The sequence below is a fragment of the Bacillus sp. FSL W7-1034 genome (genome assembly GCF_038593365.1).
In the GTDB taxonomy this organism is placed as follows: domain Bacteria; phylum Bacillota; class Bacilli; order Bacillales; family Bacillaceae; genus Bacillus; species Bacillus altitudinis.
Genome location: NZ_CP151989.1, coordinates 3,491,355 through 3,503,907, shown reverse-complemented (window position 1 = coordinate 3,503,907; position 12,553 = coordinate 3,491,355). Strand labels below are relative to the sequence as shown.

The 12,553-nt window shown below is 41.3% G+C and carries 16 protein-coding genes; 9 read left to right on the top strand and 7 right to left on the bottom strand.

Going from position 1 to position 12,553, the window contains the following annotated elements; translation table 11 throughout:
- Positions 1 to 15 precede the first annotated feature (15 nt).
- Positions 16 to 648, top strand: coding sequence for a GTP pyrophosphokinase family protein (locus tag NST73_RS18100; RefSeq protein WP_007497867.1), 633 nt, complete (start codon positions 16 to 18; stop codon positions 646 to 648).
- A 50-nt stretch (positions 649 to 698) separates the two neighbouring features.
- Here NST73_RS18100 and NST73_RS18095 read toward each other — a convergent pair whose 3' ends face one another.
- Positions 699 to 851, bottom strand: a complete 153-nt coding sequence (locus NST73_RS18095) for a hypothetical protein (protein ID WP_155720705.1) — start codon at positions 849 to 851, stop codon at positions 699 to 701.
- Between the two features lie 16 nt (positions 852 to 867).
- Positions 868 to 1,953, bottom strand: coding sequence for a Rap family tetratricopeptide repeat protein (locus tag NST73_RS18090; RefSeq protein ID WP_047946590.1), 1,086 nt, complete (start codon positions 1,951 to 1,953; stop codon positions 868 to 870).
- Positions 1,954 to 2,482: 529 nt separating this feature from the next.
- Between NST73_RS18090 and NST73_RS18085 the strand changes: the two genes are divergently transcribed.
- The 3 genes from NST73_RS18085 (at position 2,483) to NST73_RS18075 (ending at position 4,687) form a co-directional block, all read left to right on the top strand.
- Positions 2,483 to 3,247, top strand: a complete 765-nt coding sequence (locus NST73_RS18085; protein ID WP_007497862.1) for a transporter substrate-binding domain-containing protein — start codon at positions 2,483 to 2,485, stop codon at positions 3,245 to 3,247.
- Between the two features lie 70 nt (positions 3,248 to 3,317).
- On the top strand, positions 3,318 to 3,962 hold the full coding sequence (locus tag NST73_RS18080; RefSeq protein WP_024719504.1) for an amino acid ABC transporter permease: 645 nt from the start codon (positions 3,318 to 3,320) through the stop codon (positions 3,960 to 3,962).
- Positions 3,959 to 4,687, top strand: coding sequence for an amino acid ABC transporter ATP-binding protein (locus NST73_RS18075; RefSeq protein WP_007497858.1), 729 nt, complete (start codon positions 3,959 to 3,961; stop codon positions 4,685 to 4,687). The genes NST73_RS18080 and NST73_RS18075 overlap by 4 nt, the downstream gene beginning before the upstream one ends.
- An 86-nt stretch (positions 4,688 to 4,773) precedes the next feature.
- On the opposite strand, the gene NST73_RS18070 is transcribed toward NST73_RS18075, so the two are convergent.
- Positions 4,774 to 5,157 carry a VOC family protein gene (locus NST73_RS18070; RefSeq protein ID WP_008345541.1) on the bottom strand — a complete coding sequence of 128 codons (384 nt, stop codon included), beginning with the start codon at positions 5,155 to 5,157 and terminating at the stop codon, positions 4,774 to 4,776.
- Positions 5,158 to 5,274: 117 nt separating this feature from the next.
- Here NST73_RS18070 and NST73_RS18065 point away from each other — a divergent pair, with 117 nt between their 5' ends.
- Positions 5,275 to 6,456, top strand: a complete 1,182-nt coding sequence (locus tag NST73_RS18065) for a class I SAM-dependent rRNA methyltransferase (protein ID WP_256688819.1) — start codon at positions 5,275 to 5,277, stop codon at positions 6,454 to 6,456.
- A 37-nt stretch (positions 6,457 to 6,493) separates the two neighbouring features.
- On the opposite strand, the gene NST73_RS18060 is transcribed toward NST73_RS18065, so the two are convergent.
- Together NST73_RS18060 and NST73_RS18055 are read right to left on the bottom strand one after the other, a co-directional pair.
- Positions 6,494 to 7,174, bottom strand: a complete 681-nt coding sequence (locus NST73_RS18060) for a CidB/LrgB family autolysis modulator (RefSeq protein ID WP_007497850.1) — start codon at positions 7,172 to 7,174, stop codon at positions 6,494 to 6,496.
- Complete coding sequence (locus NST73_RS18055; RefSeq protein WP_008345527.1) at positions 7,168 to 7,551, bottom strand: CidA/LrgA family holin-like protein; 384 nt, start codon at positions 7,549 to 7,551, stop codon at positions 7,168 to 7,170. The genes NST73_RS18060 and NST73_RS18055 overlap by 7 nt, the downstream gene beginning before the upstream one ends.
- A 165-nt stretch (positions 7,552 to 7,716) precedes the next feature.
- On the opposite strand from NST73_RS18055, the gene NST73_RS18050 reads away from it, so the two are divergent.
- From NST73_RS18050 to NST73_RS18035, 4 genes are all read left to right on the top strand, one after another.
- Positions 7,717 to 8,604: a LysR family transcriptional regulator gene (locus NST73_RS18050; protein WP_008345526.1), complete on the top strand. Its 888-nt coding sequence runs from the start codon at positions 7,717 to 7,719 to the stop codon at positions 8,602 to 8,604.
- A 17-nt stretch (positions 8,605 to 8,621) separates the two neighbouring features.
- Positions 8,622 to 9,446 carry a hydroxyethylthiazole kinase gene (thiM, locus tag NST73_RS18045; RefSeq protein ID WP_342499262.1) on the top strand — a complete coding sequence of 275 codons (825 nt, stop codon included), beginning with the start codon at positions 8,622 to 8,624 and terminating at the stop codon, positions 9,444 to 9,446.
- Positions 9,433 to 10,122: a thiamine phosphate synthase gene (gene thiE, locus NST73_RS18040; RefSeq protein WP_058337078.1), complete on the top strand. Its 690-nt coding sequence runs from the start codon at positions 9,433 to 9,435 to the stop codon at positions 10,120 to 10,122. The genes thiM and thiE overlap by 14 nt, the downstream gene beginning before the upstream one ends.
- A gap of 113 nt (positions 10,123 to 10,235) precedes the next feature.
- A complete protein-coding gene (locus tag NST73_RS18035; RefSeq protein ID WP_008345523.1) occupies positions 10,236 to 10,610 on the top strand; it encodes a nuclear transport factor 2 family protein in 375 nt (124 codons plus the stop codon).
- A gap of 30 nt (positions 10,611 to 10,640) precedes the next feature.
- Here the strand turns inward: NST73_RS18035 and NST73_RS18030 are convergent, their stop codons facing one another.
- Both NST73_RS18030 and NST73_RS18025 read right to left on the bottom strand, forming a co-directional pair.
- Positions 10,641 to 12,179: a cation acetate symporter gene (locus NST73_RS18030; protein ID WP_268381985.1), complete on the bottom strand. Its 1,539-nt coding sequence runs from the start codon at positions 12,177 to 12,179 to the stop codon at positions 10,641 to 10,643.
- Positions 12,176 to 12,490: a DUF485 domain-containing protein gene (locus NST73_RS18025; RefSeq protein WP_024719499.1), complete on the bottom strand. Its 315-nt coding sequence runs from the start codon at positions 12,488 to 12,490 to the stop codon at positions 12,176 to 12,178. The genes NST73_RS18030 and NST73_RS18025 overlap by 4 nt, the downstream gene beginning before the upstream one ends.
- Positions 12,491 to 12,553 lie beyond the last annotated feature (63 nt).

The window sequence follows — 12,553 nt, the reverse complement described above, 5'->3', positions numbered from 1 at the left end:
AGATGACAAAAAGAAATGAATATGTCAGCAACTCATGTAGAAGATTTGAAAAGTGTCATGGAAGACTGGAAAAATGAATTATTAGTATATAAATTTGCATTAGATGAAATGGATACAAAGTTTTCGATTATTAGTCAGGAATATAATTTAATCCATGGACACAACCCAATAGAGCATACAAAATCACGGATCAAATCCTTTGAAAGCATCGTGAATAAACTAGCGAGAAAAGGATGTGACATCACCACACAATGTGCCAAGGAGTACATACATGATATTGCTGGTGTCCGCATCATCTGTTCGTTTATTCAAGATATCTATAACATTATTGATGTTCTGAGGCAAAGAGAGGATTTAAAGATCCTTGAAGTGAAGGATTACATTCAGCATCCGAAACCAAATGGCTATCGAAGTCTTCATTTAATTGTTGAGATTCCTGTTTACTTAACGAATCGTGTGGAGCATGTGAAGGTTGAAATTCAGGTGCGGACCATTGCGATGGATTTCTGGGCGAGTCTCGAACATAAAATCTATTATAAACTGCAAAACGATGTTCCTCATCAGCTCACCGATGAACTAAAGGAAGCGGCAGATATCGCTCACTACTTAGATGAAAAAATGCAAAATATCAAACGAGAAATTGATTAACCAATAAAAAGAGTAGCTGTTTTGAATGACAGCTACTCTTTTCAGTCTTATTAAGGGTTGGTGCCTCGATCTCTCTTTTGAATGATCGTACCGTCATCTTGCGATTGTGCAGACGGGCTGCCTTTTTGTGTAGAAGTGCCAATCCAAACACCTGTGAACAAGAGCGCAAAAATCGCACTTGAGATCAGCCATTTTTTCATCATACATCACTCCATCTTCTTAACAAGTTTTGAATGACAATGCCTTGTTCTGAAAATACATCGCTTCTTTCGGAAGACCATTTTCAGTTAAGTAGGCGGCTACATCCTGACAGATAGCCTCAAGATCAACAAGGAAATTCATAGATTCTAATTGATCACAATAAGAAATGATCTGCTCAATCATGTTGTCTGGCTGGAGCATCAATGTTTCTAAAATGGATAATTTAAGTGAAATGTTCCGTTGTTTTAAATTTTCTGCTTTTTGAAGTGAAAGCTGTACATAATAGTGGAACAAACCAGGCTTTTTCAGCTTAAACAGCGCTTTCGTGTAGGCATACAAGGCCAGTAAATAGCCGCCTGGAGAAGAAGTTTCGAATGCCTCAATCAATAAAGCCTTTTCTAGGAGCGGTACAGCTTCACTGTATTCATTTCTTAGACTTTTAATAAAGGCTGCATTGCAATACGCGTGACCAAGTAAATCTGGGTCCTCCATCTGTTCTAGTGAGTGAATCACCTGTTCAAACAAAGTTTCTGCCTCATCATATTTCGATTGATCCGCATAATTCAGAGCAAGCATCATTTGACAGCTGATTGATTTTTTCACATAACATGGATCTGCGTCGTAAATAGACGAAGCCTTTTTTAAGTGGTGGATGGAGAGAAGTGTGGATCTTATATTATAGTATAGACAGCCTGTTTTATAATGGAATTCTGCCTTTTCAATGTCATCATGTACGAGATCTAATTTATCCTCGGCCAATTTCAAATGGTGAAATGCTGTATCTTGATTCCCTCTGCGCATTTCATACATGCCTTTAAAGAAATAGAAATAGTAGCTGAGCATATCATCTGTACGAATCGCATTTTCATCCACAAAAAGACTGTGATCTAACGAAGCTGTATCTTCGACTAAATCTTTGAAACGGTATTCTAAAAGTTGATAGTAGAGTAAGACGTCTTGATTCTCTTCCATTCGATCAAATGCTTGAAGAATCTCTTCTTTTAGCTGTATTGCTTCTTGTATGTCTCTTTTTTTCATCAAGACATACCAGTCATTTAGCATATTTGCTACATCAACGGATGACAAAACACCTGTTTCTGCCAATTGGTATCCTCCTTTCTTCACCTATTCATTTCTGCTGATTCTTATTTGTCTGAATCATCTTTCCATATTAAGTATCTTCTTATATTTTAAGCGGTCTATCTCAATTTGTAAAACATGTTTTTTGATGTAAATTCAACCAGTAGTGAAAAAAATAGGGAGTGAAGATTGAATTGTATACGCTTACATTTTTTTAGGTAAAAAGAGGATATTGAAAAAAATATATCAGGATATCAATAGAGGAAGAGAGACAGTGAAAGAGGGTTTTTTCATAGATGAGAAAGAAGTGGTATTTATAAAGGATTGTTCGCGGTTTTTTGTGAGATTATATCACATGAATATTGTGAAACATGCTTCTTTCAGAATAAAATGAGTTATTCGCAAAAAAGTAAAATTTAAAGAGACTATCGATCTAGAATTGTATGGATCTTTGGTATTGATAAAAAATATCACACAGTATAGCTTTAGCGTGGTATAGTAAGATTGTTGTTGCGAATATTTAGACAAAACTGACAATTGGGGGTCGTGTTTTATGAAGAAATCGATGTTACTGATCATGGGACTAATTGTTGTGCTCGTCATGGCAGCCTGTGGTTCAAAATCAGACAGCGGTTCGGGAGAAGGCAAAGGCACATATAAAATCGGGATAGATGTAACATATCCGCCATTTGAATTTGAAAAGGGCGGTAAAACTGTGGGAATAGACGTTGATTTAATTAACGCCATTGCGAAAGACCAAGACTTCAAAGTGAAGCTTGAAGCAATGGATTTCTCAGGGATTATTCCAGCGATGCAAGCAGGTCAGCTTGATGTTGGAATGGGTGGTATGAGTATTACAGATGAGCGTAAAAAGAAAGTGGATTTCTCAGATCCATACTTCGACGCTGGTCTGACAGTTGTTGTGAAAAAGGACAGCAGCATCAAATCGATTGATGATTTAAAGGGGAAAAAGCTAGCTGTTAAAAATGGGACAACAGGTGCAAAATTTGCAACAGATAACGCAGACAAATATGGGTATGAAGTAGTTCAATTCAATGACAGTCCATCTATGTTCCAAGAAGTATCTAATGGAAATGCAGATGCTTTAATTGAGGATTATCCTGTCATTACGTATGCGATCGCACAGCAAGACTTGAAATTGAAAACAGTTGGAGATCGCTTGAATGGAGACCAATACGGGATCTCAGTGATGAAGGGGAAAAACCAGGACTTATTGAAGAAAATCAATAAAGGGCTGGAAAACCTAAAGAAAAACGGTGAATATGACAAAATTATTGAGAAATATTTGAAGTCATAACACAAGCGAGGCGCGCTCAGAGCGCGCTTTCTTTATGTGTCAACCGTATGTGAATTAGGGAGGGAGAAACATGGATACGATTGTTAATGCATTTCCGTATTTAATGGAGGGTTTGCAAACCACTTTATATATCTTTGTTGTTGCTATCATTTTAGGTTTTATCATCGGGTTAATTGTGGCGCTATTCCGCCTATCACCATTTAAAATCTTGAACTTTATTTCACTCGTTTTTGTCAATGCCATTCGAGGAACGCCATTTATCGTACAGCTATTCTTCATTTATTTTGGGCTAAATACACTTGAATTCATTTCACTTGACCGAGTGCCGGCAGGGATTATTACAGTAGCGATTAACGCAGGAGCTTATTTCTCAGAAATTATTCGTGCAGGGATTCAGTCCATTGATAAAGGACAAACAGAAGCCGCACGCTCTTTAGGATTCACAGGTGGACAAAACATGCGCTTTATCGTCCTTCCACAGGCATTTCGCCGTATGCTTCCAGCCATTACTAACCAAGCCATCATCAGTTTGAAGGACACCTCTCTTTTATCGATTATCGGTATTGCTGATATTATGCAGCGGGGACAAGTTCAAGCATCGGCTACCTTTGATCCTTTGAATGTCTGGCTCATTGTCGGTGTCATTTATTTCGTGATCATTTATTTACTTTCTCTACTGGCTAGCTACGCAGAAAGGAGATTTGATGTGAAATGAGTATGATTACGGTGAAAAACTTAAAGAAATCCTTTGGTGACAACGAAGTTTTAAAGGATATTAATGCAGTCATCGAGGAAAAAGAGGTTGTATGTGTCATTGGTCCTTCAGGATCAGGGAAAAGCACATTTCTAAGATGTCTCAATAAATTAGAGGATATTACGGCTGGGGAAGTTGTTGTCCACGGACATACGATTACAGACCCAAAAGTGAATATCAATAAAGTACGACAAGAAGTTGGTATGGTATTTCAGCACTTTAATTTATTTCCTCATAAAACCGTGTTAGAAAATATCACGATCGCACCGGTGAAAGTAAAAGGGATGGAGAAGAAAGCCGCAGTCGATAAAGCATTAGACTTGCTTGAAAAGGTCGGCTTGAAAGACAAGGCCAAAAGTTACCCTAACCAATTATCTGGTGGACAAAAACAGCGTGTTGCCATTGCAAGAGCTTTGGCGATGGACCCGAAAGTGCTCTTATTCGATGAGCCGACATCTGCTCTTGACCCTGAGGTCGTTGGGGATGTTTTAGCTGTTATGAAACAATTAGCAGTTGAAGGAATGACGATGATTGTCGTCACACATGAAATGGGCTTTGCAAGAGAAGTGGGAGACCGCGTGATCTTTATGGATGGTGGATATATCGTCGAAGAAGACAAACCAGAAGCACTCTTTGGAAACCCACAGCATGAACGTACCAAATTGTTTCTTAGTAAGGTGCTATAAAAAAAGAGTAAGAGCAGGTATGCTCTTACTCTTTTTCTTTGTGACGAGAATGAATATACCGATTCGCATGCATTTCCTAGGAAATATTATCGTTGGAAGAACTCAATCCACTCTTGGTCTGGCCCTCGGAAAAAGAAGTAGCAATAGCCATTAGGTAATGTTGTGATTTCTTCATCTATTAGCTCAATTTGCAGCTTTTGAATACGGTTGAATTCAGCGTGAATATTATCTGTTGTGAAGGCGAGATGGTGAACCTTTCCTTCAGATGGAAGGTCGCTACTATACCCTTGAATAAGTTCAATTTCCGTTTCCGCTTCGTCTTTAAAGCCAAGAAAGGCAAGTTCAATGACTCCGTTTGTATGAGTGATGCGATCCTTTAATTTCATGCCCACCACTTTTTCATAAAAATCAATGGACTGATCAATATTTGTCACCATAATCCCTGTATGATCTAAGCGTAATGTTGTCAAAAAAGAGCCTCCTCTATGTCGAGTTGATATTTTTCTCCTCATCTTATCATAATAGAAGTAACGTATACATTCATATGGTAGGATAGAGAGAGTCAATTTAGGATAAGGATGACACAAATGAAAAAAATCTCATTAAAACAAACATTTGCAGAACAAGTGAAAAAGGGATATCCGCTTATTTCAAAAGATGCTGTGTCGCGTGTGAACGGTGTACAGGAAGGCGAGCTTATTGAATGGGTAGATGAAAGAGGCTCTTTTTTAGGGAAAGGATATTATGGTGTGCAAAATAAAGGCATCGGTTGGGTGCTTTCCTTTGACGCTAACGAAAAAATAGATCAGGCCTTTTTTGTTTCTAAACTTGAACAGGCATCCAAAAGCAGAACGCATCTATTTCGTGATGCACAGACGACGGCTTTCCGTGTGTTCAATGGAGAAGGAGATGGAATTGGTGGAATCACGATTGATTATTATGATGGATTCTATCTCATCCAATGGTATAGCGAAGGTGTTTATACATTAAAAGAAGATGTATTGGCTGCGATTGAGCAGGTGTACCCTGACTATAAAGGCATTTATGAAAAGAAGCGATTTGATACGTCTGGACAATATATCGAAGATGACGATTTTGTAAAAGGGGAGAAAGGTGAATTTCCTCTTATCGTCAAAGAAAATGGGATGAACGTGGCGGTTTATCTAAATGATGGTGCGATGACAGGTATTTTCCTTGATCAGCGTCATGTGCGAAAAGCAATTCGAGACCGCTATGCAAAAGGAAAGACCGCCCTTAATACGTTCTCTTATACCGGCGCTTTCTCTGTAGCAGCAGCGCTTGGCGGGGCAAGCCGTACGACAAGTGTAGATGTTGCAAACCGCAGTTTGAAAAAAACATCTGAGCAGTTTGAAGTGAATGGCATTGATGTAGACGGGCAGGATATCAAAGTCATGGATGTCTTTAAATATTTCCCGTTTGCGGCGAAAAAAGGCTGGAGCTATGATGTCGTGATCTTGGACCCACCTTCCTTTGCACGAACGAAGAAACACACATTCAGTGCAGCGAAGGATTATAAGAAACTATTAAAAGAAGCCATCCAGATCACAGCTGAGAACGGCGTCATTGTGGCGTCAACCAATAGCAGTGCATTTGGGATGAAAAAGTTTAAAGGATTTATTGCACAGGCCTTTAAAGAATCTGGGAAAACGTATCGTATTCTTGAGGAATATACACTTCCTGAGGACTTCCGTACAACGAAAAATTATCCTGAGGGGAACTATTTAAAGGTTGTCTTCATCCAAGCATAAGAAAAAGCCATTTTCCGATAAGGGGAAATGGCTTCTTCTATAAGGCAAACGACATCAGGATAGGCGCTGCACATAATGTAATAATGGCCGAAATGATCATGGACACACTTGAGATCGTGCCTGAGACCGAGCTCAGTTCAAAGGCCTTCGATGTGCCTGCACCATGTGCTCCTGTACCAAGCAGAACGCCCATTGCAATGTCATTATCAATACGGAAATAACGGATAACCAATGGCCCAATGATTGAGCCAAATAATGCTGTTAAAATGACGAAGACAGCCGTAACGGACGGCATCCCGCCAATCATTTCAGACACACTCATCGCAACGGGTGTTGTGACGGATCTTGGGACGAGGCTCTCGATCAGGCTCGTATCCAAATGAAACAATTTGGCGATAAACGCTGTTGATAAAATTGCAACGATAGAACCGCAAGCCACATTCAAAATAATTTCTACTGCATGCTTCTTCAGAATGTGAAAATACTTATATAAAGGAATGGCAAATGCCACAGTCGCAGGTTGAAGCATATTTGTCAGCCATTTTCCGCCTTGATTGTAAGCATCGTAAGGAATGTTCACGATTAACAGCAAGACCACAAGAACAACCGGTGTCACAAGTAAAGGGGAGACATAGACTTTCGGGTGACGTTTATAAACCGCTTTTGATCCGAGATAGATCAGAATGGTTAGGATCAAAAATAGTCCGCCAACTAACATAGCTTTTTTCGCTCCTTTCTTTTCGCAATCATCTGCGTCATCATGCCAGTCGAGAGCATGACCACAAAGGTACTAAGTAAAACCACAAGGACAATACTTGTGCCAGATTGAGAAAGTAATGTTCCGTAATCAATCACACCTACTGCTGAAGGGATAAAGAAGAGCAGCAGTTCTCCGAGCAACCATACGGCGCCAAGTTCAATCCATTTTAATTTAATGATGTTAAAATGAAGTAATAAGAAAATGACAAGAATGCCTAAGATCGTGCCCGGAATTCTTAAATGCAAAAAGGCCGCCAGCACATTCATCAATTTCGCAAAAGCAAATAAAGCCATAATCTGAAGGGTAGCAATCAGCGACGTTTTGAGCAATTGCACTTTCTGTTCACTCCTTTTTCTATATAAATTGTTCACTGTTTCACAAAAACAACACAACGTTCTAATCGGTGAGCTTACTTTAAAGTGTACAGCACGTTCTATTATAGGTAAAATACATATATCGAATAGTTAGTATTCCTTTTGTCTATAGAAAGGGTGAACCATGTGGACATCAGACATTTAACATATTTCTTAGAAGTGGCACGGTTAAAGAGTTTTACGAAAGCATCGCAATCGCTCTATGTGTCGCAGCCGACCATTTCCAAGATGGTCAAAAACCTAGAGGATGAGCTAGGTGTGCAGTTGTTTTACCGTAATGGCAGACAGGTTGAAATGACAGATGCTGGACAAACCATGTATACACAGGCGAGTGAAATCACACAGTCCTTTCAGAATTTAACGAGTGAATTAAATGATTTAATGAATGTGAAAAAAGGACATATCCGAATAGGACTGCCGCCCATGATTGGATCAAGCTTTTTCCCAAATGTGATGGGGGAATTCCGCCAGCAGTATCCAGATGTCACCTTTCAATTGGTGGAGCATGGCTCCATTAAAGTAGAGGAAGGGGTAGAGGATGGATCATTAGATATTGGTGTCATTGTTCTGCCTGCAAATGATAAAATTTTTCATACATACACCATCATTAAAGAGAATATGAAGCTTGTCACCCATCCATCACATCCGATGGCAGGACGTGATGAGGTTCATTTGGCTGATTTAAAGGAAGAGTCTTTTATTTTCTTTCGAGAAGATTTCGTTCTGCACAGCCGAATCTTAAATGAATGTATGAATGCGGGATTCAGGCCGAACGTTATTTATGAAACGTCACAATGGGATTTCATCAGTGAAATGGTTGCTGAGAACCTTGGAATCGGGCTTCTGCCTGAACGGATTTGCCGTGATCTAGATCCTGATAAAGTGAGGATCATTTCCTTAAATCCGTCTATTCCGTGGCATTTGGGTGTCATTTGGCGAAAGGACCGCTACTTGTCCTTTGCTGCAAGAGAATGGTTAAAGCATACAAAATCCTATGTGTGGGATGCAGAGTAAAAGGGAGGACGATCCAGATGAAATTAAGCTGCGTGTCTCATCTTTTGGAAAAGGTTCGAGCGGAAAATCCGCTTGTCCATAATATCACCAACCAAGTTGTGACGAACTTTACAGCGAATGGACTGCTTGCTTTAGGTGCTTCTCCAGTCATGGCAAATGCCAAAGAAGAAGTGGCAGAAATGGCGCAATTAGCGGATGCACTTTTGCTGAATATCGGCACACTAACAAAGGATACAGTGGAGGCAATGGTCATTGCTGGACAAGCGGCCAATGAAAAAGGTGTACCGGTTCTATTGGATCCTGTTGGTGTTGGTGCGACAACGTTTCGGACGAGTGCGGCGAAACAGCTGTTACAGCAAGTGGACATCACTGTTGTCAGAGGGAATGCTGCTGAAATAGCTCATTTAATTGGAGTGAAAGGCTGGCAGTCAAAAGGGGTTGATGCAAAAGGGGCAAATGGAGATGTATCGTCTTTAGCTAAGCAGGCGGCAAAAGCCCTTCAAACCGTTGTGGCGATTACGGGAAAAGTGGATGTCGTGTCAGATGGAGAAGAGGTTCTATCTATTCATAATGGACACGAATGGTTAACCAAGGTGACAGGGACTGGCTGTTTACTCACCTCTGTCATAGGGGCATTTTGTGCAACAGGGGAACGGCCCATTCATGCGTCGGCATCAGCTCTGCTGTTTTATGGTGTCGCTGCAGAAAAGGCAGCTCAGCAGACAGAAGAGAAAGGGCCAGGCACCTTTCAAATCGAATTGTTAAACGCGCTATCCAATACAAATGGTCAAGATGTGATCACGTTAGGGAAAATAGGGGGAGTTTTGCATGACGAAGGTTGATCAGCAGCTAATCAAACAGCAATTATCGGTTTATTTTATTATGGGAACAGCGAATACAAGCCGGCATCCGCTTGATGTGGTGAAAGAGGCCATTCAAGGCGGGATCACGATGTTTCAGTTTCGTGAAAAGGGTGAAGGTGCTCTGCAAGGTGAAGAAAAGAAAAAAATCGCTCAACAGATTCAAGCACTTTGCCAAGAAGCGAATATCCCCTTTATCGTAAATGATGATGTACAGCTTGCAATAGATCTTGATGCAGATGGTGTCCATGTTGGGCAGGAAGATACACTTGCACAAGATGTACGGCAAAGAATCGGGAATAAAATATTAGGCGTGTCCACGCACAATCTAGATGAAGTGAGGCAAGCGATGAAGGACGGGGCAGACTACGTTGGGATGGGTCCAGTCTATCCTACAGAAACAAAAAAGGATACACGCAGTGTCCAGGGTGTTTCTTTAATCAACGAAGTACGTCAACACGGTCTTCACATTCCTATTGTGGGCATCGGCGGTATCACGTATGAAAATGCGGCACCAGTCATCCAAGCGGGAGCCGATGGCATTAGCATCATCAGCGCCATTAGCCAAAGCGCTGATCCGAAAAAAGCTGCGGAAGAACTAACATCTCTTGTCGGGTCAGAGAAAGCAGCTCTTTCATCTGTAAAAGACATGGATTGACTCATCCATGTCTTTTTTTATCTGCGTGAAAAATAGACAGTAGAGATACAATTGTGTACAATCTAATTGTTCGATTATTTTCGAAATGACAGGTAAATAAAGGAGAATGAATGATGGAAGTGCTCGATACGTATTTTCGTCGATATGATGAAGCGGGAAAAGGGCAAGAGCAAATGAACGAATTGCTGGCATTGTTTTCAGATGATGTCATGATTGTCTTAAATGGTGCTGAAAAGCCTGGCATCCAAGCGTTCACACAGTTTTTGAACACATTTTTCCACGTACATGAAGACATTAAGCATATGTGGGATGGCTGGGTGAAACGTGAAGATGGGAAGTATGAAACAAACTGGGCTGTTTGCGGAAAGTTAACAGACGGTCGTGTATATACAGCAGAAGGCATTGATATTGCGGAGCTGGATGATCAAGGAAAGATCGTTTATTTAGAAAACGTCCCGAAAAACCCAGAGTTATTCCAGCGATATTAAAAAGCCGGCAGAGCAGCCGGCTTTTTCTCATCAATCTGTATCCATATGCATACCTGTGTGTGCTTTTACTTGAATTTCTGTAAAGGTGTCTTCATCTGCTTTTTCAGAGGAGAAAATGGTGCCTAAGTAAGCCGCAAGGAATCCGAGCGGGATCGAGATAATCCCAGGGTTCGATAGTGGGATAAGCGGCTCTCCTGTGAAAATGGCTGCCCCTGAGGGGTCCCAGACGCTTGGGCTGAGTGACACGATCAGGAGTGCGCTCAGAAGACCTGTTAAGCTTCCTGCGATAGCACCTGTTGAGTTAAATCGTTTCCAAAAGACAGTGAAGATAATCAACGGTAAATTCGCACTTGCTGCCACTGCGAAGGCAAGTGACACAAGAAAAGCGACGTTTAGGGATTGGGCAAATAATGCAAGAATGATGGAAAGGATGGCCACGCCGATAGAAGCAAAGCGTGCCGCCTTCACCTGTTCCTGTTCACTCGCTTTCCCTTTGCGGATAATCTGGCTATAAAAGTCATGAGCAAAGGCAGACGCGGCGGATAAAACGAGACCGGTGACCACTGCCAGTATAGTCGCAAAGGCAATAGCGGAAACAAAGGCAAATAATAAATCTCCCCCTAGGGCCTGTGCAAGCAGTGGTGCTGCCATGTTTCCTGCTGCATCGGCTGCCGTAATTGCATCTGTTCCGACAAAAGCAGCGGCACCGAAGCCGAGGAAAACCGTCATTAAATAAAAAATCCCGATGATCCACGTAGCGGATAGAACAGATTTACGCGCAGAAATGGCATCCTTTACCGTATAAAAACGGATCAAAATATGCGGCAAACCTGCTGTTCCAAGCACAAGTGCAAGGTTCAGAGACAGGGTCTCTAAAGGCACATCATATTTATTTCCCGGGTGAAGAAAAGCTTCACCAAGCGGGGTCGCTGTTTTCATCTGTTCAAACATCTTCAGCAGACTAAAATCAAACTTGGCAAACACAAGCAGCGAAATAATCAGCGTGCCCAGCATGAGAAGCACAGCTTTCGTGATCTGTACCCAGCTTGTTGCGATCATGCCGCCAAACACGACATAAATAGTCATCAAGACACCTACGATCAGCACCGCAATCCAGTAATCAATGCCAAGAAGCAGTTTGATTAATGCACCTGCCCCAACAAGCTGCGCAATCATATAAAAAGTGGAAACCGTGATGGTGTTAAAAGCAGCCACGCCTCGAATAGCAGGGCGTTTGAATCGTGCAGCAATCATATCAGCCATCGTATATTTTCCTAGATTTCGAAGCGGTTCAGCCACGACATAAAGGACGACAAGATACGCTACAAGAAAACCAATACTATAGAAAAAGCCGTCAAATCCATTTAAGGCGATCATGCCGGCGATCCCTAAAAATGAAGCAGCAGACATATAGTCCCCGGCAATGGCAAGGCCGTTCTGAAACCCAGTCAGACCGCCGCCTGCGGTGTAAAAATCACTCGCATTGCTTGTTTTTTTCGCAGCAAAATACGTGATGACCAATGTGAGCCCTACGATCGCTATGAATAAAATAAAAGCGGTCATACTCATTCGTCATCACCTCTTGACTCAACTTTTAAAGCGCTTACATATTTGTCGAACTGAGCTGCTTTTTTTGCATAAAGCCCACATAAAACCCATGTCATCACAAATTGCGTGAGGGCAAATAACCAAGCCCACGTGATCGCTCCAATTGCTGGCGTGTTCAAAAAGGTGAAGTAGGATGTAGCAACCGGAAGTGAAAAGTAAAAGAGAAAAAAGAAAATCGTCATCGGTACGATAAATCTGCGTTTTTCCTCAAGAAGTTTTCGAAAATCCTTTGAAGCGGCAACCTTCTTATAATGAACGTTTTTGTCTGCCATTGTTTCCTCCTTTGTACGAATTAGGGACAAGGTACTCCAATGCATATGAGCCGATCTGGTTGT

Bases quoted from the DNA above. Each gene is read 5' to 3' on its own strand.
- thiE (WP_058337078.1), top strand. From the start codon at position 9,433: ATGACGAAGGTTGATCAGCAGCTAATCAAACAGCAATTATCGGTTTAT.
- NST73_RS18065 (WP_256688819.1), top strand. From the start codon at position 5,275: ATGAAAAAAATCTCATTAAAACAAACATTTGCAGAACAAGTGAAAAAG.
- NST73_RS18080 (WP_024719504.1), top strand. From the start codon at position 3,318: ATGGATACGATTGTTAATGCATTTCCGTATTTAATGGAGGGTTTGCAA.
- thiM (WP_342499262.1), top strand. From the start codon at position 8,622: ATGAAATTAAGCTGCGTGTCTCATCTTTTGGAAAAGGTTCGAGCGGAA.
- NST73_RS18075 (WP_007497858.1), top strand. From the start codon at position 3,959: ATGAGTATGATTACGGTGAAAAACTTAAAGAAATCCTTTGGTGACAAC.
- NST73_RS18100 (WP_007497867.1), top strand. From the start codon at position 16: ATGAATATGTCAGCAACTCATGTAGAAGATTTGAAAAGTGTCATGGAA.
- NST73_RS18060 (WP_007497850.1), bottom strand. From the start codon at position 7,174: ATGTTAGTTGGCGGACTATTTTTGATCCTAACCATTCTGATCTATCTC.
- NST73_RS18095 (WP_155720705.1), bottom strand. From the start codon at position 851: ATGATGAAAAAATGGCTGATCTCAAGTGCGATTTTTGCGCTCTTGTTC.
- NST73_RS18035 (WP_008345523.1), top strand. From the start codon at position 10,236: ATGGAAGTGCTCGATACGTATTTTCGTCGATATGATGAAGCGGGAAAA.
- NST73_RS18025 (WP_024719499.1), bottom strand. From the start codon at position 12,490: ATGGCAGACAAAAACGTTCATTATAAGAAGGTTGCCGCTTCAAAGGAT.
- NST73_RS18030 (WP_268381985.1), bottom strand. From the start codon at position 12,179: ATGAGTATGACCGCTTTTATTTTATTCATAGCGATCGTAGGGCTCACA.
- NST73_RS18085 (WP_007497862.1), top strand. From the start codon at position 2,483: ATGAAGAAATCGATGTTACTGATCATGGGACTAATTGTTGTGCTCGTC.